At 65.2% G+C, this 19,935-nt stretch carries 16 protein-coding genes; 3 read left to right on the top strand and 13 right to left on the bottom strand.

What is annotated here, in order from left to right; genetic code table 11:
- Window positions 1-29: 29 nt before the first annotated feature.
- The 6 genes from coaD to H5T65_02140 all read right to left on the bottom strand — a co-directional run bounded on the left by coaD (window position 30) and on the right by H5T65_02140 (window position 6,852).
- Complete coding sequence (gene coaD, locus H5T65_02165) at window positions 30-557, bottom strand: pantetheine-phosphate adenylyltransferase (protein MBC7258034.1); 528 nt, start codon at window positions 555-557, stop codon at window positions 30-32.
- A gap of 22 nt (window positions 558-579) precedes the next feature.
- Window positions 580-3,003, bottom strand: a complete 2,424-nt coding sequence (gene recG / locus H5T65_02160; GenBank protein MBC7258033.1) for an ATP-dependent DNA helicase RecG — start codon at window positions 3,001-3,003, stop codon at window positions 580-582.
- A 44-nt stretch (window positions 3,004-3,047) separates the two neighbouring features.
- Window positions 3,048-3,881: a DegV family protein gene (locus tag H5T65_02155; protein MBC7258032.1), complete on the bottom strand. Its 834-nt coding sequence runs from the start codon at window positions 3,879-3,881 to the stop codon at window positions 3,048-3,050.
- Window positions 3,882-3,901: 20 nt separating this feature from the next.
- Window positions 3,902-4,744, bottom strand: a complete 843-nt coding sequence (locus tag H5T65_02150) for a DegV family protein (GenBank protein MBC7258031.1) — start codon at window positions 4,742-4,744, stop codon at window positions 3,902-3,904.
- A gap of 45 nt (window positions 4,745-4,789) precedes the next feature.
- The gene (locus H5T65_02145; protein ID MBC7258030.1) at window positions 4,790-6,394 is read right to left on the bottom strand and encodes a DAK2 domain-containing protein; all 1,605 of its coding nucleotides are present in this window, start codon (window positions 6,392-6,394) and stop codon (window positions 4,790-4,792) included.
- Between the two features lie 101 nt (window positions 6,395-6,495).
- Window positions 6,496-6,852, bottom strand: coding sequence for an Asp23/Gls24 family envelope stress response protein (locus tag H5T65_02140; GenBank protein ID MBC7258029.1), 357 nt, complete (start codon window positions 6,850-6,852; stop codon window positions 6,496-6,498).
- A gap of 152 nt (window positions 6,853-7,004) precedes the next feature.
- On the opposite strand from H5T65_02140, the gene H5T65_02135 reads away from it, so the two are divergent.
- Window positions 7,005-7,184, top strand: coding sequence for a 50S ribosomal protein L28 (locus H5T65_02135; protein MBC7258028.1), 180 nt, complete (start codon window positions 7,005-7,007; stop codon window positions 7,182-7,184).
- Window positions 7,185-7,238: 54 nt separating this feature from the next.
- Here H5T65_02135 and H5T65_02130 read toward each other — a convergent pair whose 3' ends face one another.
- The 5 genes from H5T65_02130 to H5T65_02110 all read right to left on the bottom strand — a co-directional run bounded on the left by H5T65_02130 (window position 7,239) and on the right by H5T65_02110 (window position 12,007).
- The gene (locus tag H5T65_02130) at window positions 7,239-7,907 is read right to left on the bottom strand and encodes a ribulose-phosphate 3-epimerase (protein MBC7258027.1); all 669 of its coding nucleotides are present in this window, start codon (window positions 7,905-7,907) and stop codon (window positions 7,239-7,241) included.
- A gap of 201 nt (window positions 7,908-8,108) precedes the next feature.
- Window positions 8,109-9,152 carry a 23S rRNA (adenine(2503)-C(2))-methyltransferase RlmN gene (gene rlmN, locus H5T65_02125; GenBank protein ID MBC7258026.1) on the bottom strand — a complete coding sequence of 348 codons (1,044 nt, stop codon included), beginning with the start codon at window positions 9,150-9,152 and terminating at the stop codon, window positions 8,109-8,111.
- A 9-nt stretch (window positions 9,153-9,161) separates the two neighbouring features.
- Window positions 9,162-9,866 (bottom strand): zinc metallopeptidase, encoded by a 705-nt coding sequence (locus H5T65_02120; GenBank protein ID MBC7258025.1) that lies wholly within the window; start codon window positions 9,864-9,866, stop codon window positions 9,162-9,164.
- A gap of 277 nt (window positions 9,867-10,143) precedes the next feature.
- Entirely contained in the window at window positions 10,144-11,193 is a 1,050-nt protein-coding gene (ltaE, locus tag H5T65_02115) for a low-specificity L-threonine aldolase (protein ID MBC7258024.1), read from the bottom strand.
- A 1-nt stretch (window position 11,194) separates the two neighbouring features.
- On the bottom strand, window positions 11,195-12,007 hold the full coding sequence (locus tag H5T65_02110; GenBank protein MBC7258023.1) for a carbon-nitrogen hydrolase family protein: 813 nt from the start codon (window positions 12,005-12,007) through the stop codon (window positions 11,195-11,197).
- Between the two features lie 346 nt (window positions 12,008-12,353).
- Between H5T65_02110 and H5T65_02105 the strand changes: the two genes are divergently transcribed.
- Window positions 12,354-13,268, top strand: a complete 915-nt coding sequence (locus tag H5T65_02105) for an EamA family transporter (GenBank protein ID MBC7258022.1) — start codon at window positions 12,354-12,356, stop codon at window positions 13,266-13,268.
- A 6-nt stretch (window positions 13,269-13,274) separates the two neighbouring features.
- Here H5T65_02105 and H5T65_02100 read toward each other — a convergent pair whose 3' ends face one another.
- Both H5T65_02100 and yqeC read right to left on the bottom strand, forming a co-directional pair.
- On the bottom strand, window positions 13,275-14,153 hold the full coding sequence (locus tag H5T65_02100) for an endonuclease/exonuclease/phosphatase family protein (protein MBC7258021.1): 879 nt from the start codon (window positions 14,151-14,153) through the stop codon (window positions 13,275-13,277).
- Between the two features lie 518 nt (window positions 14,154-14,671).
- Window positions 14,672-16,909, bottom strand: a complete 2,238-nt coding sequence (yqeC, locus tag H5T65_02095) for a putative selenium-dependent hydroxylase accessory protein YqeC (protein MBC7258020.1) — start codon at window positions 16,907-16,909, stop codon at window positions 14,672-14,674.
- Between the two features lie 640 nt (window positions 16,910-17,549).
- Here yqeC and H5T65_02090 point away from each other — a divergent pair.
- The coding region (locus H5T65_02090) for a DUF559 domain-containing protein (protein ID MBC7258019.1) at window positions 17,550-19,935 on the top strand (2,386 nt) is incomplete at its 3' end.

The following is a 19,935-nucleotide window of genomic DNA, read 5'->3' as shown; positions in this document are numbered from 1 at the left end:
ACGTGGCTGGCCCGCTGCCTGATTCGTGGTCAGTCGCGCAGGGAGACGAGCGGGATCTTCCCGCTGCCGTCGGCCCCGAGCGTCTTGAGGCGCTCTATTAGCGCGGTGGCCACATGGGGGGGGACCATCTGTTCTATGCACCCGCCGGCTATGGCGACCTCCTTGACGATGCTGGAACTCAAAAAAGCGTGCTCCAGGCTCGTTACCAGGCACACGGTCTCTATCTCGGGGGCCAGTTTCTTGTTCGTGAGGGCCATCTGGTACTCCAACTCAAAGTCATAGGTTACCCGTAGCCCCCGGACGATGACCTGCGCCCCCCTTCGGCGAAGGTATTCTACCGTAAGTCCCCCGTATGTGTCCAATTCAACGTTGGGCATGTCGCAGAGTGCCTGGCGGATCATGCTCAGGCGCTCTTCGGGGCTGAATAGAAGGTTCTTGAGCGGGCGGTCATAGACGGCGACGATGAGACGGTCAAAGATCTTGGCAGCGCGCTTCGCGATGTCCACATGACCATAGTGCACAGGGTCAAAGGTTCCCGGATACACCGCTGTGGTCATACTCTCCTCCTTGAGACGGCGTCTAACTCAGGTCGCCTTTGTGCTGCCAGAATTCGCGCACCTGCTGGGCGAGCAACGCATGCTCCGGGTCGGTCAACTCGGGGTCCCGCTCAAAGATGCGCAAGGCTTGCCGCCGCGCCTCTTCCAGGATGCGCGTGTCGCTCAGCCTGGCGAGGCGGAGGTCGGGCAGGCCGCTCTGGCGTGTGCCGAAGAATTCGCCCGGGCCCCGCAGTTCCAGGTCTTTTTCCGCCAACTTGAAGCCATCGTGGATTTGCTCAATGGCGCGCAGACGTTCCTGGCTTTCGGGCGTGGCCGAGTCCGAGATGAGAATGCAGTACGACTGGTGCTCGCCCCGGCCCACGCGCCCGCGGAACTGGTGCAGTTGCGCCAGGCCAAACCGGTCCGCGCCTTCCACCATGATAACCGTGGCGTTGGGAATGTCAATCCCCACTTCAACAACGGATGTGGACACCAGGATGTGGAGTTCCCCGGCACGGAAGCGGCGCATGACCTCGTCCTTCTCGTCGCCTCGCATCCGGCCGTGGAGAAGCCCGAGACGCAGGTCGGGGAAGACCTCGGTCTGGAGCCTGTGGTGCTCATCAACGGCGGCTTTGACGTCCAGGGCCTCCGATTCCTCAATCAGCGGGCAGATGATGAACGCCTGCCGTCCCTGCTCAATCTGCTTGCGCAGGAATGTGTAGGCCCGCTCGCGTTCGCGCTGTGCGAGCCAGTAGGTCTTGACCTGCTGACGGCCTGGCGGCATCTCGTCAATCACCGAGATGTCCAGGTCGCCGTACAGCGTGAGGGCCAGGCTGCGCGGGATGGGCGTGGCGCTCATGACTAGCATGTGCGGATTGAAGCCTTTCTCGCGCAGGGTGGCCCGCTGCATCACTCCGAAGCGATGCTGCTCGTCAATGACGACGAAGGCCAGGTTCTGGAAGGCGACGGAACCCTGGATGAGCGCGTGGGTGCCGATGATCAGGTTGGCCTTGCCGTCCTGGATTTCCTGCCGAATGCGCTCCTTGTCGCCGTTGCTCAGGCTGCCGATGAGGAGCCGAACCGTGAGGGTGTCCTTGCCGATGCCCGAGGCTTCCAGGATTTGCGAGATGGTCCGGTAGTGTTGCTCCGCGAGGATTTCGGTAGGGGCCATCAGCGCCGCCTGCGCCCGGTTGTCCAGGGCCGCGACCAGCATCCCCGTCAGGGCGACGACGGTCTTGCCCGAACCCACATCGCCCTGGAGGAGGCGGCTCATGGGTTGCGGTTGCGCGATATCGTGCAGAATCTCGTCCATAGCGCGTCGCTGCGCATTCGTGAGGTCAAACGGGAGTGAGTGGATGAAAGTCTCCACGGTCTGCGCGTTGACGCGCAGGGGGCGGCCGGGCTGCTGTCGCCAGTTTCGGCGCTGCCGAAGCACGCCCAACTGGATGGTGAGGAACTCGTCAAAGCACAGGCGCTTGCGGGCCTTCTCCAGTTTGGCCTTGTCGTCGGGGAAGTGAATCTGCGCGATGGCGGTGGGCAAGTCCATAAGCCCTGCGTCGCGCCGCACCGATTCGGGCAGCGGGTCGGGGAGGCGCGGCGCCCAGTAGTCCACGGTGCGCTTCTGCACGCGCCGAAGCCAGCGCGGGCTGATGCCTTCGGTGAGCGGGTAGATGGGGACCAGGCGCGCCGTGTGGATCGCCTCGTCGGTGGACAGTTCCCATTCGGGCGATTGCATCACCAGGTGGCCCAGATAGACGTCGGTCTTCCCGCTCAGGATGATGCGGCGCCCCTGCTGGAATTGCTTTTCCAGATAGGGCTGGTTGAACCAGGTTGCCTGGATTGTCCCAGACCCGTCGGCAAGGGTAACGGTAAGGATGTGCATGCCGCGTTGGGACTTGCGGCTCTGGACGTCCCAAATCTGGCCCAGGACGGTAACTTGCTCGCCGGGGCGAAGGGTGCCGATGGGGCGTATGGCGCTGTAGTCCTCGTATCGGCGGGGGTAGAGCATAAGCAGGTCGCGGATGGTGCGCACGCCCAGTCTTTCCAGTTTCTCGGCGTATCCCGCGTTGACGCCGACGAGTTTCGTTACCGGCGCGTCCAGGCCGAGCCCGGGTCGGGGTCTGTCCTGGGGTGGGGCAGGGGGCGTGGGCCGGGCCGGGCGGGCAGGGGAGCGCTGTGGCACGGCGATAGGCTCCGGCGCACCTTCCTCCAGTCGCGCAACGGTCTTGCGGAGGGCGCGAATGATCTCTTCGCGGCCCTCGGGCGTGGCGCGGGTTGGGTAGGCGGTGAGTAAATCCCCGACTTGGTGGATGAGGGCCTGCCTGTCTGCGCCCGGATAGGCGGCGGCCGCTTCCTTGGGCCAGTGCTCGGCCAGTTTGTCCAGCCCTCCGATAACGGCCTGATTCCTGTACCCCGTCTGCTCCTCCAAATCAAGAATCTTCAGCAGTTTCTCCACGACAGAATGCATCCGTTTCTCCGGTTCACCGTCTGGATATGAGAGGTTGTGGGACGCTAGCGCCTCGTTACGCAGGCGAAGCCCACCGCACCCGGTCCGGCGTGCGTGCCGATGACGGAACCCGCTTCTATAATAGCAGGTTTTGCGCCGGAATTCAAGCGGGCCAAGCGTTCGGCGACCCAGTCGGCCGCGTTGGCGGCTGCGGCGTGTAGGACTACGAGGTGGTCAAAGGGGGCGTGCGTTTGCGCGAATTCCAGAAGCCGATTGAGAGAGTTCATGCGGTGGCGGGTGCGGGCGAGTTGGTCCAGCCTGTTGTCAAACACCTGGATGACGGGGCGGATGCTGAGCACTCGGCCCAGGGTCGCGCTGACGCGGCTGAGCCGTCCGCCCTTGCGCAGGTATTCCAGGGTGTCCAGCACGGCGATGACGCGCGTCCGTGGCTTGAGGTTGTCCAGGAGGTGGAGCAACTGCTCCACGGTGGCGCCGCGGCGGGCGACCTTTGCTGCCTCAATGACCATGAGTCCCAAGCCCATGGAGAGGAGACCGCTATCGTAGACCGTAACCGCATGTTCGGGCATGGAGTGGGCCGCTAATTGGGCGGCATCGTAGAGTCCGCTGAAGGTGGAGCCGAGGTGGATGCCCAGGACCGGCTCGCCGCTTCGCCCGGCTTCGGCGTAGGCCTCCATGAACTCGCCGACGGATGGCTGCGAGGTCGTGGGCAGGGTCGGAGAGGCGACCAGGCGGGCGAAGAATTCGCTGGGGGATAAGTCCACGCCTTCGCGGAACGATTCCAGGCCAAAGTTGACGATGGCCGGAACCACGCGAATCCCGTACTCCTCGGCCATCGGCCTGGGGATGTCCGAGGTGCTGTCCGTTACAATCCGAACCACTTTGCGCTCCTGTCCAGGGCCTACACGTCCTCAAAGACCACGACGCCCATAGCTCCGGGGCCTACGTGGCTGGCGAGAACGGGGCCATAGGGCACGACCGGCGTCGCGACGGTCGGGAAGTACTCTCGGAGCAGTTCGCGGAGTTGGGCGGTCTCTTCGTTTTCCTGTTCCTGCAGGATCCAGAGTTCCTTGATCCTGCTGAACTCGGCCACGAATTCGGCCAGTTTCTCAATAGCCTTGGCGCGGGTTCGGACTTTCTCCAACGGCTGGATTTCGCCGTCTTCCACGATGAGGAGCGGCTTGATGTTGAGCATGCTGCCCAGGAGGGCTTCGGCCTTGCCGATGCGGCCGCCGCGCTCCAGGTAGTCCAGCGTGTCCACGAAGAAGACCAGGTAGATGCGGGGGATGAGGCCGCGCACGTAGGGGATCAACTCGTCCAGGTTCATGCCGGCGGCTGCGGCCTTGGCGGTCTCCCGCGCCAGGACTGCCAGCCCCGCCGAGGTCGTCTGCGAGTCTATCACGTGGATTCGGATGCGGCCTAGGAGCGTTTCGGCGGCTGCCTGGGCGAAGGCCACCGTCTGACTCAGTTTGCCGGATAGGTGGATGGACAGAATCTGGTCGGTCTTGCGGGCGGCGGCCAGGTAGACCCGACGGAAATCGTCCGGCGTTGGGGGCGAGGTAATCGGCCCTAGCGCGGAACGCCGCATTCGGCTGAACATCTGCTCGCTGGTAATGTCCACGCCTTCCCGAAAGACTTGGTCTCCGAACCGAACGTACAGGGGCACCACTTGGATGCCGTATTGTTCACACTCGGCAGGCGAGAGTCCCGCGGTGCTGTCGGTAACAATGATCGGGCGTGCCATTCCTCCTCCTCGCAGCATGCTGTTTTCGGCCAGCATGTCCAGCGTTTACTCCACCGAAAGGATGTAGGGATAGTGCGGCTGCCCGCCGTTCACGGCTTCCACTTCCAGGTGGCTGAACTGCGCCCGAATCCTATCGGCCAAGGTCTGGGCGTCTGCCTCTCCCACGTCCTCGCCGTAGTATATCGTAATAATCTCGTTTTCGTCCAACGGCAACATGCCCAACGCATCCAGGATGACCTGGTGGTAATTGTCGCCGCTGATCTTCAGGTCGCCGTTGATCAGCCCGATGACGTCGCCTTCCTTGATGGTGACTCCGTTCACCCGCGCGGCACGAACGGCGTGCGTAACTTCCACCGTCTGCACGCGGGCAAATGCCTGTTCCATGATCTGGGCGTTGGTGGTGGCGTCGGCCTGGTAGTTGAAGGCGAGAAGTGAGGCGATGCCCTGCGGGATCGTCTTGGTGGGAATCACGAAGACGTTCTTGCGGGATAGCGTCTTGGCTTGCTGCGCCGAGAGGATGACGTTGCGGTTGTTGGGCAGCACGATCACGTTGTCGGCCTTCACGCTTTCAATGGCGTTGAGCAGTTCCTCGGTGCTGGGGTTCATGGTCTGGCCGCCGGAAACGACGGCGCTGGCCCCCAGGCTTTCAAACACGCGGCGCAGGCCCGCTCCAGGCGCTACTGCCACGGTCGCGATGTTGCAAATCTCCTCCGCCGAGACCGGCGGTTTGGTCTGGGCCTGGACGAATTCCTGATACTGCTGCTGCATGTCTTCCACGATCACATGGCTAATGGAGCCCAGGCTGGCGCCGTAGTTGATGGGCGTGCCGGGCGTGGGGGTGTGGACGTGGACTTTGATGGTGGTGCTGTCGCCGACGACCATGACCGAGTCGCCCATCTCGGAGATTTTCTGGCGCACGGCCTCCACGTCCAGGTTCTGGCCGTGGATGATGAATTGGGTGTCGTAGCCGTATTCGGCCTCGGCGCGCGGCACGCTGAGTTCGGCATGGGTTACGGAAGTGGGCAGCATTTCCACGGATTCACCTCGCGCAAATCGGAGTACGCCTTCCAGGATGATGGCAAGTCCCTGCCCGCCGGCGTCCACGACACCCGCCTCCTTGAGCACAGCCAGGAGCGAGGGGGTGCGGCTGACGGAGTGTCGGGCCTCTTCCACGGCGGTTTCCAGGAGCGCCACGATGTCGTCGGTATCCTCAACGGTGCGGGCGCAGGCATCGGCCACTTCGCGCGCGACGGTGAGAATGGTGCCCTCCACCGGCTTGAGCACGCCTTTGTAGGCGGTAACGGCACCCTCGCGCATGGCGGCCGCCAGGTCGCCTGCCGTGAACGAGTCCTTCTTGTGCAGGTAGCGCGCCATGCCCCGAAGCAACTGGGACAGGATGACGCCCGAGTTGCCGCGCGCGCCCATGAGCGCGCCATGGGCGACTTTCTGGATGACTTCGCTGGCCGAGTCGCTGGGATTGTCTCCTACTTCTTTGATGGCCGACTGCAAGGTCAGCATCATGTTCGTGCCCGTGTCGCCATCGGGCACCGGGAAGACGTTCAGGGCATTCACCGCCTGGACGTGTTGTTCAAACCATGCGGCGCTCACGCGCAGCGCTTTGAACAGGCATTCCCCGTCGCCGATGCGCACGGCTTCTCTGCGTCTGTAAGATGGATTGGGTCTCTTTGCGGCTTCTGACGCCAAGATGCGGTTCCTCTCTTTCCGTGCAGGGTAGTGGCGCGAGCGGCGCGTCAATCGGCGCTGCTGACGCGCAATCCTTGTACGTGGACGTTGACTTCCTTGACCGGCACGCCGAGGGCTTTCTCCACGCTGAACTTCACGGCGCTCATGATGTTGTGGGCGACAACGGAGATTCGCGTCCCGTACTCAATGACCACGTACAGGTCAATGTGAATTTCGTTGCCCTCCAGCCGAACCTGGACGCCGCGCCGGCTGCGGTCGCCCGTCAGCACCTCCACGATGCCGTCTCGCACGTTGGCCGAGGCCATGCCGACGACGCCGTAGGACTTGAGCACGGCGTGGCTGGCGATGCTGGCGATGGCCGCCGGCGACACTTCAATTCTGCCCAGTCTGGTTTGTTCTGTCATGTGGTCATTCTCCCCCGCGCCCTGTGCATTGGGTCGGCTGTAAAATGCGGGCGCGGTTTTTGCCAAGATTGTCGGTTTATGGTATTATATTTTGGTGCGCAATTTGCGCGGTACTTATCCTTGATCTCGCATTCTGAAAGGGGTTGCGTTCCATGGCAAAGTGTGAAATCTGCATGCGCGGGCCGCAGTTCGGGCACAATGTGAGCCATTCCAATCGGCGCACCAACCGCCGTTTTGATGTGAACGTGCAGATGGCCACCATCGTTGTGGATGGCCGCAAGAGACGGGTTCGCATCTGCTCTCGGTGCCTGAAGACGCTTCAGAAAGCCTAAATCCGCCTGTCGGCTCCACGCCAGGCCAGCCGTCGGCTGGCCTTTTCTATTCCTCTAACCCTGTTTTAGGGCAATCGCTTCGCGAATGCGGCGAATGGCCTCGCTAACTGGCACATCGGCGGCGAATATGGCCGCGCCGGCGACGATGATGTCCGCGCCAGCCCTGGCCGCCTTGGGCGCGGTGTGTGGGTTCAGCCCGCCATCCACTTCCAGGACAGGCCGGTGCTCGCGCTCGTCCAGCCAGCGGCGAAGGCGCGCGATCTTCGCCGTCATGCTCTCAATGTACTTCTGCCCGCCGAAGCCGGGATTGACCGTCATGATGAGCACCAAGTCCACGTAGTCCAGAATCTCCTCCAGCGCCGACAGGGGCGTGGACGGGTTGAGCGAGACGCCGGGCGCCGCGCCCAGTTCGCGAATGCGCTGCACCGTCCGGTGCAGGTGGGGGCACGCCTCGTAATGCACGGTCAGGATGTCGGCCCCAGCCTCTCGGAACGCCTCCACGTATCGCTCGGGCTTTTCTATCATCAGGTGCACGTCCAGCGGCAGGGAAGTGCTACGGCGCGCCGCGCTCACCAGCACAGGCCCCGCCGTGATGTTCGGCACAAACAGGCCGTCCATCACGTCCACGTGGATATAGTCGGCGCCGCCCCGTTCCGCTTCTGCGATCTGCTCGCCGAGCCGCGCAAAGTCGGCCGATAGGATAGATGCGGAGATTCGGATCATAATGTTATCTTACCCTTTCTTGGGCGAAAACGCAAGAATTCGCCCTCGCCACACACGTTTACAGGGGCGGCCCCTGGGCGAGGCCCCATCCGACGCTCAAGCGTCGGGCTGAAGGAACAAAGCCCCTTCGGGGCTGCGCGGGCGTGTGTAGCGCGCCAGATGCACGTGCCGAACCCTGCGGTGGGTGCGAAGCCTTCGGGGCTACGAGGGTGTCTGCAGCGTGCGCGCCCGCAACTGGCCGCATGCCGCCTGAATGTCGGCGCCGCGTCCCAGGCGCACCGTGCATGCCACGCCGCGCTCGGCGAGCGTGGCCTGGAATTGCCGAACCCTGGCGCGGGGGCTTGGTCGCCAGGGGGAGTCGGGTACGGGGTTCAACGGGATTAGGTTCACGTGCGCCGGCAGGCCGCGAAGGAGCGCGGCAAGGGCCTGGGCCTGTTCGGGCTGGTCGTTGACGCCGGCGATGAGGGCGTATTCAAACGTAACGCGGCGGCCGGTTAGGTTGACATAATTGCGAACAGCCTCCATGAGCGGGCCGATGGGATAGGCTCGGTTGATGGGCACCAGGCGGTCTCTCAGGGCGTCGTCGGGCGCGTGGAGCGAGACTGCCAGCCGCACCTGGGACCGCTCCTGGGCGAACCGGCGGATGCCGGGGATCAGCCCGACAGTGGAGATGACAATGTGCCGCGCGCCCAGGCCCAGGCCGGCCGGGTGCATGAGGGTGGAGGCAGCCTTCCAGACGGCGTCGTAGTTGGCGAACGGCTCGCCCATGCCCATGAAGACGACGTTGGTAACGCGCGCGGACTGGGGGGCGAGAAGGCGCGCAAAAGCCAGCACCTGGCCCACGATTTCGCCCGCGGAGAGGTTGCGGCGAAGCCCGCCCTGGCCCGTGGCGCAGAACGCGCAGCCCATGGCGCACCCGGCCTGGGTGGAGACGCACACGCTCTCGCGGTTTTCGTAGCGCATCCACACGGCCTCAATGATTTCGCCATCTCGGAGGCGGAGGGCCAGTTTGCGCGTCTGGCCGTCTGACGAGAGGTGCTCGGCGACCGGCTCAAACGGCGTGAGGGTGAAGTGGGATTCCAGGCGCTGGCGGAGGGCGACCGGCAGGTTGGTCATCTGGGCGAACTGGGTTGCGCCTTGCCTGTAGATCCACTCCCAAACCTGCCGGGCGCGGTACGCGGGCTGTTGCCACTCCTCCAGGCGGGCCTCTAGTTCGGGAAGCGACAGGTCAAGAATCAGGTCCACGTCTCTGAATCAGTCGCTTCTACGAAGCCCGCCGAGGAGGAAGACGTAGTACAGCAGGGTAGAGATGCTCTGCGCGGCGGCGGCCACGTAGGTCAGCGCGGCGGCCGACAGCACCGACTTGGCGCCGTTGTACTCTTGGCGGGTTACCAGCCCCGTCTGGGTGAGCATCTGCATGGCGCGCGAACTGGCGTTGAGTTCCACCGGGAGCGTAACGAGCGAGAATACCGCCGCGCCCGCGAAGGCGATGACGCCGAGCACCGCCAGGTCGTAGGCCTGCAGGAGGAAGCCGATGATGAACAGGATGGGGCCCAGCCACGTCCCGATGCTCACGACAGGCACGATAGCCGAGCGCAGGCGCAACGGGCCGTAGCCCTCAGCGTGCTGGACCGCGTGGCCGACCTCGTGGGCGACGATGCCGAGGGCAGCCACCGAGGCGGAGTTGGCGACGCCGCGCGATAGGCGCAGTTTCCGGCTGGATGGGTCGTAGTGGTCCGAGAGTTCGCCCGGCGTGCCCTCAATCTCCACATCGTACAGGCCCGCGTTGTCCAGCAGGTAGCGGGCGGCATTGAGGCCGGTGATCCCGCGGCTGTTCGCCACGCGCAGGTACTTGGAGTAGGACGTGCGTATCTTCATCTGGGCGTATAGGCCCAGCAGCAGCGCGGGCAGCGCGAATATCAGGTACATCGGGTCAAAGTAGAGACCTGGAAAGAACATCTTGTGCCTACCTCCACAGGAACACAGTCTATGCCGGTGAAACGCAGGAACGCCGGCGGAAAGTCCTGCCGCCGAGTCCCGCAAGACGCCCCGGCGCTATGGGCCAATCCTGTACTTGGTAAAAGTATAGCGCAAATGCGCGGACGTGCAAACTATCGCCGTAGAGCGACATCCCCCGTCTCTTGTTGGCGCTCCAGTTGCAACCGCGAATCGCGCGAATCCACGCGAATGCACACAGCCCCCGGGGGTCTTTAAGGCCCGTGGGGACAAGGCCGTGCTAGCGATTCAGGTCGCGTATGGCGTCTGTGAGGATGCGCAAGGCCCGGTCTATGTCCTCGCGCTCTATCCCGTAGTGCGTAACCATGCGGAACTGGCCGCCCTCAATGGCCTGGAATTTCAGGCCGTCCTGCGCGCATCGGGCCACCAGTTGCTGCGGCGTGAACCGCCGGGTGGCCAGGCCAAAGATGAGGATGTTGCTCTGGACGCGGTCCGGGCGGATGTCAAAGACGCCCATCTCGGCGAGGCCCTCGGCCAACCGCCTCGCGTTGGCGTGGTCGTCGGCGAGGCGGTCCACCATCTGCTCCAGCGCCACGATGCCCGCCGCGGCGATGATGCCCGCCTGGCGCATCCCGCCGCCAAGCACCTTGCGCAGGCGCGTGGCTTCGCGTACAAACTCGCGGGTACCGCAGACCAGCGACCCGACCGGCGCGGATAGCCCCTTGGACAGGCAGAAACTGACCGTGTCAAAGGGTTCGGCGAGGGTGCGGGCGTCCACGCCCAGGGCCACGGCGGCGTTGAAGATGCGAGCGCCGTCCAGGTGCGCGTTGAGGTTGTGCTTGCGCGCAACCGCGACGATGGGGTCCATCTGCGCGCGAGTGAGCACCGCTCCCCCGCATCGGTTGTGCGTGTTTTCAAGCACGACTAGGCGGCTGCGCGGAAAGTGCACGTTGTCGGCGCGCACGGCGGCTTCCACCTCGGCGGGGTCCACCGTGCCGTCGTCGCCATTCCGCACGGTGCGCACGTGCACTCCACCGAGCACCGACGGGCCACCCGCCTCAAAGAGGAACGTGTGGGCCTTGTCGCCCATGATCACTTCGTCGCCGCGGCCGCACTGGGCCAGGATGCAGATGAGGTTGCCCATGGTGCCGCTGGCGACGAACAGGGCCGCCTCCTTGCCCATGCGTTCGGCGGCCATCTCCTGGAGGCGGTTGACGGTGGGGTCCTCGCCCATGACGTCGTCGCCCACCTCGGCGCGGTACATGGCCTCGCGCATGGCGGGGGTGGGGTGGGTTACGGTGTCGCTACGAAGGTCAATGATGCGCTGCATATCAGTACCTCCTCACGATGCTGCGGTAGGCCTGGGGTTGGCGGCATTGCATGATTTGCAATTCCTCGCGGGTGCGCCGCACGTCGTCCAGGTTGATGCGGGCGACGCAGTATCCCTCGGTTTCCTCGTCCATGATGGCGAGCACTTGCCCGCGGGGGCCGAGGATGACGCTCTCGCCGAAGAAGGCGTAGGTGTACTCTTCGCCGATGCGGTTGGCCGCTGCCAGGAACGATGCGTTTTCCATCGCCCGCGCCAGGGCATACGCCTTCCACTCCTCCTGGTTGGGCTTCTCCCAGTTGGCCAGCGCGAGGAGAAGTTCTGCACCGTCCAGCGCCAGCGACCGCGCCACCTCGGGAAACGCCAGGTCCCAGCCCAGCATGAGGCCGATGCGCCCGATGCCCGTGTCAAAGACGGGAAGGCGATAGCCAGGGCGGAAGGCCAGCCGCTCCTCGCCCTTCGGGTGCAGGGCGCGGTAGTCGCCCAGGATCTCGCCGTCGGGCCCGATGAGGATGGCCGCGTTGTAGATGATGCTTTCCACCTTCTCTTTGACCACCATGCCGAAGGCGAGATGCACCTCAAACTCGGAGGCGCGCTGGCTCATGAGGTTGGTGGTGGGGCCGGGGATGCGCTCGGCCAGTTCGGTGAATCGGACGCCGCATTCGTAGCCCGTGGTGCACAGTTCCGGGAATACGATGAGATCCACGTCGTGCTCGCCGCGAATCTTCTCAATGAATTCGGTCATCCGAACCAGGTTCTCGCCAACCTCGCCCAGTCGGGGCGACATCTGGACGCAGGCGACGGTGATCTCGCTCATGGTTGCCCTCCGTAGAAAACATGTTCTATTGCGATTATACTCCTTGCAGGCGGGGCTGTCAACAATCCTTTGGCAGTGGGAGATAAACCCCTCACCCCAACCCTCTCCCCGCGAGGCGGGGCGAGGGTGAGACCCCTCACCCCAGTGCTCTGCCCGCGAGGCGGGGCGAGGGGGCCGCAAGGCGGCTATGGAAAGCCGCCCTACGGGTTCTCTGCCCGCGAGGCGGGGCGAGGGTGAGACCCCTCACCCCAACCCTCTCCCCGCGAACGGGGCCATGGAGCGCCGAATCTTGACACTCGGCCCGCGGCGCGCAATAATGGCAGCACTCTGCATGGAGAGTATGCCCATGATTCCGTCCCGATCGCGCGTTGGGCCGCCTCTCCCCACTGCCCTGGCCGAGGCGCTGGTCGTGGTGGTGGTTTGGGGCTCGTCGTTCGTGCTTGTGAAGGCGGGGCTTCGCTACGCCGGGCCGCTGACGCTGGCGGGCCTCCGGTACACGGCCGCGTTTGTGATTCTACTCCCGTTCGCGCTGCGCCGCAACACGCGCCCGCGTTCGCGCGGCGTGTGGGTGCGGCTGGCGCTCATCGGCCTGTGCGCCTATACCGTCGGAAACGGATGCCTCTTCTGGGGGTTGCAGTACCTGCCTTCTACCACGAGTTCGTTCTTGATGAGCCTGGTGCCGCTGCTGGTGCTGGGGTTCGGCATCCTGTGGCTTCGGGAGTACCCGACCCGCGTGCAGGTGATCGGGCTGGCCGTGTGCCTGGCGGGGTGCGGGGTGTTCTTCGCGCCCGGACTGCGGGCGGGCGAGCCGCTGGGGTTGGCGGTTACGGGGCTGGGCCTGGCGGCGTTCGCCGTGTTCGGGATTCTGGGCCGAGAGGTGGCGCGCGACGGAACCGCGGGCACGTTGGCGCTCACGGCTTTCCCGCTGGGGTTCGGTGGCATCGCGCTGTTGCCGTTGGCGCTGGCCGTGGAAGGCGCGCCGCGAATGGCCGCCCCTGGGGTCTGGATTGTCCTCTGGCTGGCGCTGGTCAACACGGCGGCGGCCTATCTGTTGTACAATCACGCGCTTCAGACGCTGACGGCGCTGGAGATGAATCTGCTGCTGAACCTATCGCCGTTCGCCACGGCGCTGATCGCGCTGCTGACGCTGGGCGAGCGCCTGCAGGCGGTGCAGTACGTGGGTATGGGCGTGGCGATCGTGGGCGTGGCACTGGCGCAGTGGCGGCGCAACGCCCGGCCCGCGCCGCCCGAGGCGGTGTAGCGCCACTTACCGATTCGGCACGAGAGTGGCCCGCGCCCACACGCCTCGGTGGTCCGAGATGTCCTCGCCGCCGAAGGTGTCGGCGTCCAGAACGTGCCAGCGCACGCCATCGCCATCCACCAAGAAGATGTAGTCAATCCGCCGGTTTGAATCTATGCTGGTGACCCCCAGCGCGTCAGGCCGGGCCGCGCGGAAGGCGTCGCGCCAGGGGGCGGGCAGCGCCTGTATCTGGGGCGCGGGCTCGTCGGCGTTGAAGTCGCCCGCCACGACCGCAGGCAGTCCTCGCCGTTCGCGCTCCACGATGTCCACGAGTGCGCGGATTTGCGCGACGTTGACCGCGCCTCGCTTGTTGGTGATATGCGTGCTGAAGACGACAACCGGTCCCGCTTCGGTGTCCACCGTGCCCCAGACGGCCAGCCGATGCTCAAAGAAGCCGGCGGTGGGCGACAGTTCGCGCCACGCGGCGTTGGCCAGCGCGCCGCGCACCAGGATGGCCTCGCCCTCCTCAAAACGGATGAGCGCGCGGTTGCCGTTGGCGCGGGCGTACACGCCGGAGATGCCAAGGCCATTGGCCAATTGGCGGGCTGCGTGGGCCACGACAGGCGTGCGCGAGGCTTCTTGCAGGCACACCACATGGGGCGACAGGTCGCGCAGCGCCAGGGTCGCCGCCTGGAGGCGTTCGGCCTGTCGGGAGTAGCGCGGGTAGTCGTGCCACAGGTTGAGGGTGGCGACGGTGAGGGTGGCGGGCATGGGGGCGGACTCACCTTCGCCGACACGGGCCAGCGGCCCGGGCCGACTGACGTTGAGCAGGAACGTTGCGCCCGCTGCTGCGACGGCGATCGCGAGCAGCGCCCACCTGTGCCAGGCCGTGCCTCGCCGATGCATGTTTTTCCTCCGCGTGGGCTGGGCGGCCTACGGCAAGACCGCGCTTTCTACATGTAACTGGGGTCATCCACGAATAACACGAATCTACGCCAATAGGGAACGCGAGATTGCTTAGCCTTTTCGGCGGCTATGGAAAGCCGCCCTACGTGTTTGGGCATTGTGCCACGAACCGAGCGAACGTAGGGCAGGTTTCCATACCTGCCTTGCCTATCCACGAATAACACGAATCTATGCGAAGGGTGTTACGCCTGCCGCTGGAGCGCCGCGCCGCCCGCTGCTGAGGCGTCGTTTCGTGTTCTTCGCGATCCGAACGGCCCTCACCCTAGCCCTCTCCCGGCGGGAGAGGGGACAGTCTGCCCGACGCGCGCTGGCCCAGCCCCGAAGGGGCTTTGTTCCGTCAGCGCGGGGGTTTAGCCCCGCGCGGGCACACGCGCACGCGCCTTTCGCGCTGGCGCGGGCGGGCGGCGGTGATGCGGGGCTTGCGCGCCCCTGTGGCGGCGATGCCGCGTTGCTGCCCCCTATGCCCCGTCCAGCAACACGCGCCACGCTTCCGTCAGTTCGCCGACATCCTGGAAGATCAGGTTGGGCGGATGCGGCGAGGTCAGGGCCTGCTCGCGGGTGGATACGCCCGATAGTACCATGATGGAGAACAGCCCGGCGCGTTCGGCGCCCAGGATGTCCGTCTCCAGCCTATCTCCCAGGGCGGCCGTTGTCTCCTTCGGAGCGCCGAGCCGCCGCATGGCGATTTCGTACAGGTGCTTTTCGGGCTTGCCGATGACGAGGGGCTGCACACCGCTTGCGGCCTCCAGCAGGGCCAGCAGAGCGCCGTTTCCGGGGATTTCGCCCTCGGGCACGGGCAACGTCTTGTCGGGATTTGTGCCGACGAACAGCGCACCTGCCCGAATGAGAAGCGTGGCCCGCGCAAGTTTCTCAAAGGTTACCTGGCGATCCATGCCGACCACCACGGCCGCCACATCCTCGTCGGCCAGCACGAACCCCACGGACGCCAGCGCCTGGCGCAGGCCGGCCTCGCCGATCACGTGGACGCGCGTCCCCTTGGGGTAGCGGGCCGCGAGATAGTCCGCGGCGGCCAGCCCCGACGTCAGAATGGATTCGGGCGGGATGTCCACGCCCATGCGCGCCATTTTCTCCGAGTACTCCTGCGGGGTCAGCGTGGAGTTGTTGGTGGCGAGGAGAAAGCGGATGCGGTTCTCGCGCAGGAATCGGAAAAATGGCACGATGCCCGGAATCGGCGCGTCGCCGCGGTACAGCACGCCGTCCATGTCCACGATGAGGTTGCGGATGGACTTCAGGTGTTGCATTTGCTCTCCTTGTCGTCTGCGATGGTATTCTTCCAGCGCCGCTTGATACTGCTCGGGCGTGTCAATGTCGGCCAGCAGGCGCGGGTCGGCTTGAACGTGCGCCACGCGGGCGGAATCTCCCCGAATCAGGACGCGGCACCCCTGGTCGCCCGGAATGGTCTTCAGTTCGGGGAAGATCTCGCGCGCGATGAGCGCCGGAATGCCGCGCACCTCTCCGCCGAGCGTGGCCACAAGCGGCTTGCCCGTCCGCTCCCACGTCGCGATGATCTCCGCGATGAGTTCGGGCGAGATCCAGGGCATGTCGCACGGCACGAAGACCATGGCGGCGCAGTCGGGCGGCAGGGCGTCCAGCGCGGCGTGGAGCGAAGTGCTCTGCCCCTGCTCCCAGCGCGGGTTGAGCACCACGCGCACGCGCGGCTTCTGCAACCGTGGCGCGATCTCCTCGGCGTGCGCGCCCAGCACCACGACGACCTCGTCCACGGGCGAGCGGAGCAGGATGTCCAGCGCGTGCTCCACCAGCGTCGTGCCGCCGAAGGGGAGGAGTTGCTTGGGCTTACCCAGGCGGCTGGAGCCGCCAGCGGCAAGGAGGACGCCGACAACCGGCCTTCTACTGTCCTGCGGGGTGGGGCGGTGGATTGCCTGCACCCACGGTGTTTCGCCCAGCCATGCGAGGACGACATGGGAAACCCGGCTGTTTTCCAGCAGCGCCTGCACGAGATCGTCTGGCGTCGGGAAATCGGCGTCGGGCAGGGTGAGGATCGGAACGGCGCGCATTCCGGGCTGCCAGCCCTTCAGTCCGCCTTCTGGGTGCGTCAGAATCGCTGCCACCATCTGCGGCGTGAGGATTGTGCCCATCGGCGCGTCCAGGATACGCGCCACGCGCTCCGGACGGTGGACGAATTCCTCGGTCAGGGGCTTGCCGAGGATGCCCAGGTGCGCGACCGACGACAGAATCGCGGTGGACGCGGGCAGTTGCGGCTCATAGTCCGCGGGCGCCTTGAGCCAGCGATGGCGCGCGCCGTCGGCCTCCACGATGAGCGTTACGTCGGGCAGCGCCGCATGGATGCGGTCTATGTCCGCGGGGGCGGCGCCGGCGACCTTGGCGTCGGTCAGCGCGATGGGCTGAACCATGCCGTCGCGGGCGTGGCATGCGGGGTCGCGTTGGGACGAAGGTTCGCCCGCGACCCAGGGGAGTTGGCCGGATTCCAGCGCGTCGCGGATGGCTGCCGCGGCGTCCTCGCGGTTTGTGAACATCACGCGCACGCGGGCGCCGGGCGCGGGCAGCAGGGTCATGGTCGTGGCGCAGCAGGCGACGGGTTCGCCTCGGGCCAGCAACTCCACGCCCAGCAGGGCCGTGAGGGTAGTCTTGCCGCCGGCTCCCACCAGCGCCAGCACGTCGCCGCGTTGCAGTCCAATGGCATCTGCGAATGTCAAGTCGTGTGTCTCCCAGTGGCCCGCCGCAGAGACGCGGCGAGCGCAGAGATAGTTGCAATTTACCACAAAGTGGCGAAGACACCAAGAAGGGCGGGCCGCCGCGCGCCTGGGCGTGCTGTGCTTCTCGCCTGCAAATGGGGGAAGAACGCGCAGGTTTGTTCCGCGAGGGGACGGCGCACGGCCGTCATCGTGGGCTTCTCCCGCGGCGCGGGGCGGGCCAGGGTGGGGGACACCGCACCTCACCCCCGGCCTTCGGCGTCCCCCTCTCCTGCCGGGAGAGGGGGAATGAGGGGGTGAGGTCAGCCAGCGCGCGGGGGTGAACCCCCGCGCTGAACGAACCAAGCCCCTTCAGGGCTGGGGCAGCCCGCAGGGCTTTGCCCCTTCAGCCCGATGCTTCAGCGTTGGGCATAATGCCCTTCGCGTACATTCGTGTTATTCGCGGTTACAGGGCAGTATGGAAACCTGTCCCTACGCTCGCTACATTCGCGTGCAGTCGCGGTTACAACCAGCTCCGTGGGATCGCGCTACCGCTGGTGGGAATCCCCACGATGTGGTATAATGCGGCCGGCGACCGCGGCACCCGGCCGGCCACCGCCGCGCCGCCGGGCCGTACCACGAGCCGCAGGAGGCATCGCGAACCGTGAACAAACGTCTGCAATCCTACCTGCAATCCATCGCGACTCTCACCCAGCGCGGCGACGCCCGCGAGGAGAGTTACTATCCCGCGCTCAAGTCGCTGCTGGAAGACCTTGCCCAAACCCTGCACCGCGCCGTCCAGGTTACGGTCCTCCCCAAGCCCACCGAGGCCGGCAACCCCGATTTCCGCGTCTGGGACGGCGCGCACCAGGTCATCGGCTACATTGAAGCCAAAGCGCCCGGGGCCAAACTGGACATCGTTGAGACCTCGGAGCAACTCCAGCGCTACCGGCAAACCTTCCCCAACGTCATCCTGACCGATTTCTACGAATTCCGCCTGTACCGACAGGGCGTGCTGTTGGAGCGCGCTTTGCTCGCCCGCCCGTTCATCGCCCAGACGCTCAAGGCTCGCCCGCCTGCAGAACAGGTGGAGGCCCTGACGCACCTGTTCCAGACCTTCTTTTCTTTCGCCCTGCCGCCCACGTTGACGCCCGAAGCCCTCTCGGTGGAACTGGCGCGGCGCACCCGCTTCCTCCGCGACGAGGTCATCCGCCCCGAACTGGCCCAGAAGCAAAAGGGCCTCTACGGCTTCTACGAGGCTTTCCAGAAGTACCTCATCGCCGGCCTGACCGAGGAGCAGTTCGCCGACCTCTACGCCCAGACCATCACCTACGGCCTGTTCGCCGCCCGCACCCGCACGCAGGGGCCGTTCAACCGTCAGATGGCCTACGCCCTCATCCCCTCCACCATCGGCATCCTGCGCGACGTCTTCCAGTTCATCTCGCTGGGCAAGCCCTCGCCCCAGATGGAAGTCATCGTGGACGAGATTGCCGCCGTGCTGCACGCCGCCGATGTGCAAGCCATCCTGACCCAATACTACCAGCAGGGCAAGGGCGACGACCCCATCCTGCACTTCTACGAGACCTTCCTGGCCGAATACGACCCCGAAACCCGTGAGCGGCGCGGCGTTTACTACACCCCCCAGCCGGTCGTCCGTTACATCGTCCGCGCCGTGCATAACCTGCTCAAGACGCGCTTCGGCCTCGCCGATGGCCTGGCCGATTCCAAGGTAACCCTGCTGGACCCCGCCGCGGGCACCCTGACCTTCCCCGCCGAGGCCATCCACCTCGCTTTTGGGGAGTTCACCCGCAAATACGGCGAAGGAGCCAAAGAGAACTTCTTGCGCGGGCACATCCTGCCCCACTTCTACGCCTTTGAGTTGCTCATGGCCCCGTACGCCATCGGCCACATGAAAATCGGCTTCCTGCTGGAGGCGCTGGGCGTCCCGTTGCAGAACGGCGAGCGTTTCCAGTTCTACCTGACCAACACCCTGGAGATGGAAGATCTCCAGCAAATCACCATCCCCGGCCTGGCTTCGCTCTCCGAAGAGAGCCATCACGCCGCCCAGGTCAAGAAGGACGAGCCAATTCTGGTCATCCTGGGCAACCCGCCCTATTCCGGCATCTCGGCCAACCAGAACCGCTGGACAGAGGAACTGCTCAAAACCGACCTGGACGGCGCGCAGAGTTACTACACCGTGGACGGCCGGCCGCTCGGCGAGAAAAACCCTAAATGGCTGCAGGATGACTACGTCAAGTTCCTGCGCTTCGCCCAGTGGAAGATTCACCGGGCCGGGCGCGGCATCGTCGCCATGATCACCAACCATGGCTACCTGGATAACCCCACCTTTCGCGGCATGCGCCAGAGCCTGCTCAAGACCTTTGACGAGATTTACATCCTGGACCTGCACGGCAACAGCCTGAAGCGGGAGACCGCCCCCGACGGCGGCCCGGACGAAAACGTCTTTGACATCCGCCAGGGCGTGGCGATTGCGTTGTTCGTCAAGTATGGCGAGCAATCTCACGGGCTGGCTCACGAATACCGCTGGCAAACGCCTGCGAACCTGTATGAGCACCTCGGCCCCCAGGCGCAAGAGATGCGCAAGAACCCTACACCTGCCGAAGAAGCCCTCTGGCAGCGCCTGCGCGAGGGGCAACTGGGCGTCAAATTCCGCCGCCAGCACTGCATTGACCGCTTCATCGTGGACTTCTACGCCCGCGAGCCACGCCTGGTCGTGGAGGTGGATGGCGCAATTCACGAGACGCAAGAGGAACACGACGCTGCGCGGCAGGCTGTGCTGGAAAGCCTGGGCTACCGCGTCCTGCGTTTCACGAACGAGCAGGTACTGAACGACCTTGAACGAGTCATAGGGGAGATTCACAGTGCGATTAGAACCCTTCCCCCGGTTCCTTCCCCGCTCGCGGGGTTGGAACCCCATCCCCTGACCCCTACCCCGCGAGCGGGGAAGGGGAATGAGCTCCCTGCACAGACAGGAATGGGGGACAATCCACGGCCTGCCGCATCACCCTCCCCCGCCCCGAATTCGGGGC

It is taken from the genome of Chloroflexota bacterium (assembly GCA_014360805.1).
Lineage (GTDB): Bacteria > Chloroflexota > Anaerolineae > DTLA01 > DTLA01 > DTLA01.
This window is presented reverse-complemented; position numbering and strand designations above follow the sequence as displayed.

Excerpts from the sequence above, each read along its gene's own strand:
- H5T65_02135 (MBC7258028.1), top strand. The coding sequence starts at position 7,005 with ATGGCAAAGTGTGAAATCTGCATGCGCGGGCCGCAGTTCGGGCACAAT.
- H5T65_02110 (MBC7258023.1), bottom strand. The coding sequence starts at position 12,007 with ATGAGCGAGATCACCGTCGCCTGCGTCCAGATGTCGCCCCGACTGGGC.
- coaD (MBC7258034.1), bottom strand. The coding sequence starts at position 557 with ATGACCACAGCGGTGTATCCGGGAACCTTTGACCCTGTGCACTATGGT.
- ltaE (MBC7258024.1), bottom strand. The coding sequence starts at position 11,193 with ATGCAGCGCATCATTGACCTTCGTAGCGACACCGTAACCCACCCCACC.
- recG (MBC7258033.1), bottom strand. The coding sequence starts at position 3,003 with ATGCATTCTGTCGTGGAGAAACTGCTGAAGATTCTTGATTTGGAGGAG.
- H5T65_02150 (MBC7258031.1), bottom strand. The coding sequence starts at position 4,744 with ATGGCACGCCCGATCATTGTTACCGACAGCACCGCGGGACTCTCGCCT.
- H5T65_02105 (MBC7258022.1), top strand. The coding sequence starts at position 12,354 with ATGATTCCGTCCCGATCGCGCGTTGGGCCGCCTCTCCCCACTGCCCTG.
- H5T65_02100 (MBC7258021.1), bottom strand. The coding sequence starts at position 14,153 with ATGCATCGGCGAGGCACGGCCTGGCACAGGTGGGCGCTGCTCGCGATC.
- H5T65_02130 (MBC7258027.1), bottom strand. The coding sequence starts at position 7,907 with ATGATCCGAATCTCCGCATCTATCCTATCGGCCGACTTTGCGCGGCTC.
- H5T65_02120 (MBC7258025.1), bottom strand. The coding sequence starts at position 9,866 with ATGTTCTTTCCAGGTCTCTACTTTGACCCGATGTACCTGATATTCGCG.
- H5T65_02140 (MBC7258029.1), bottom strand. The coding sequence starts at position 6,852 with ATGACAGAACAAACCAGACTGGGCAGAATTGAAGTGTCGCCGGCGGCC.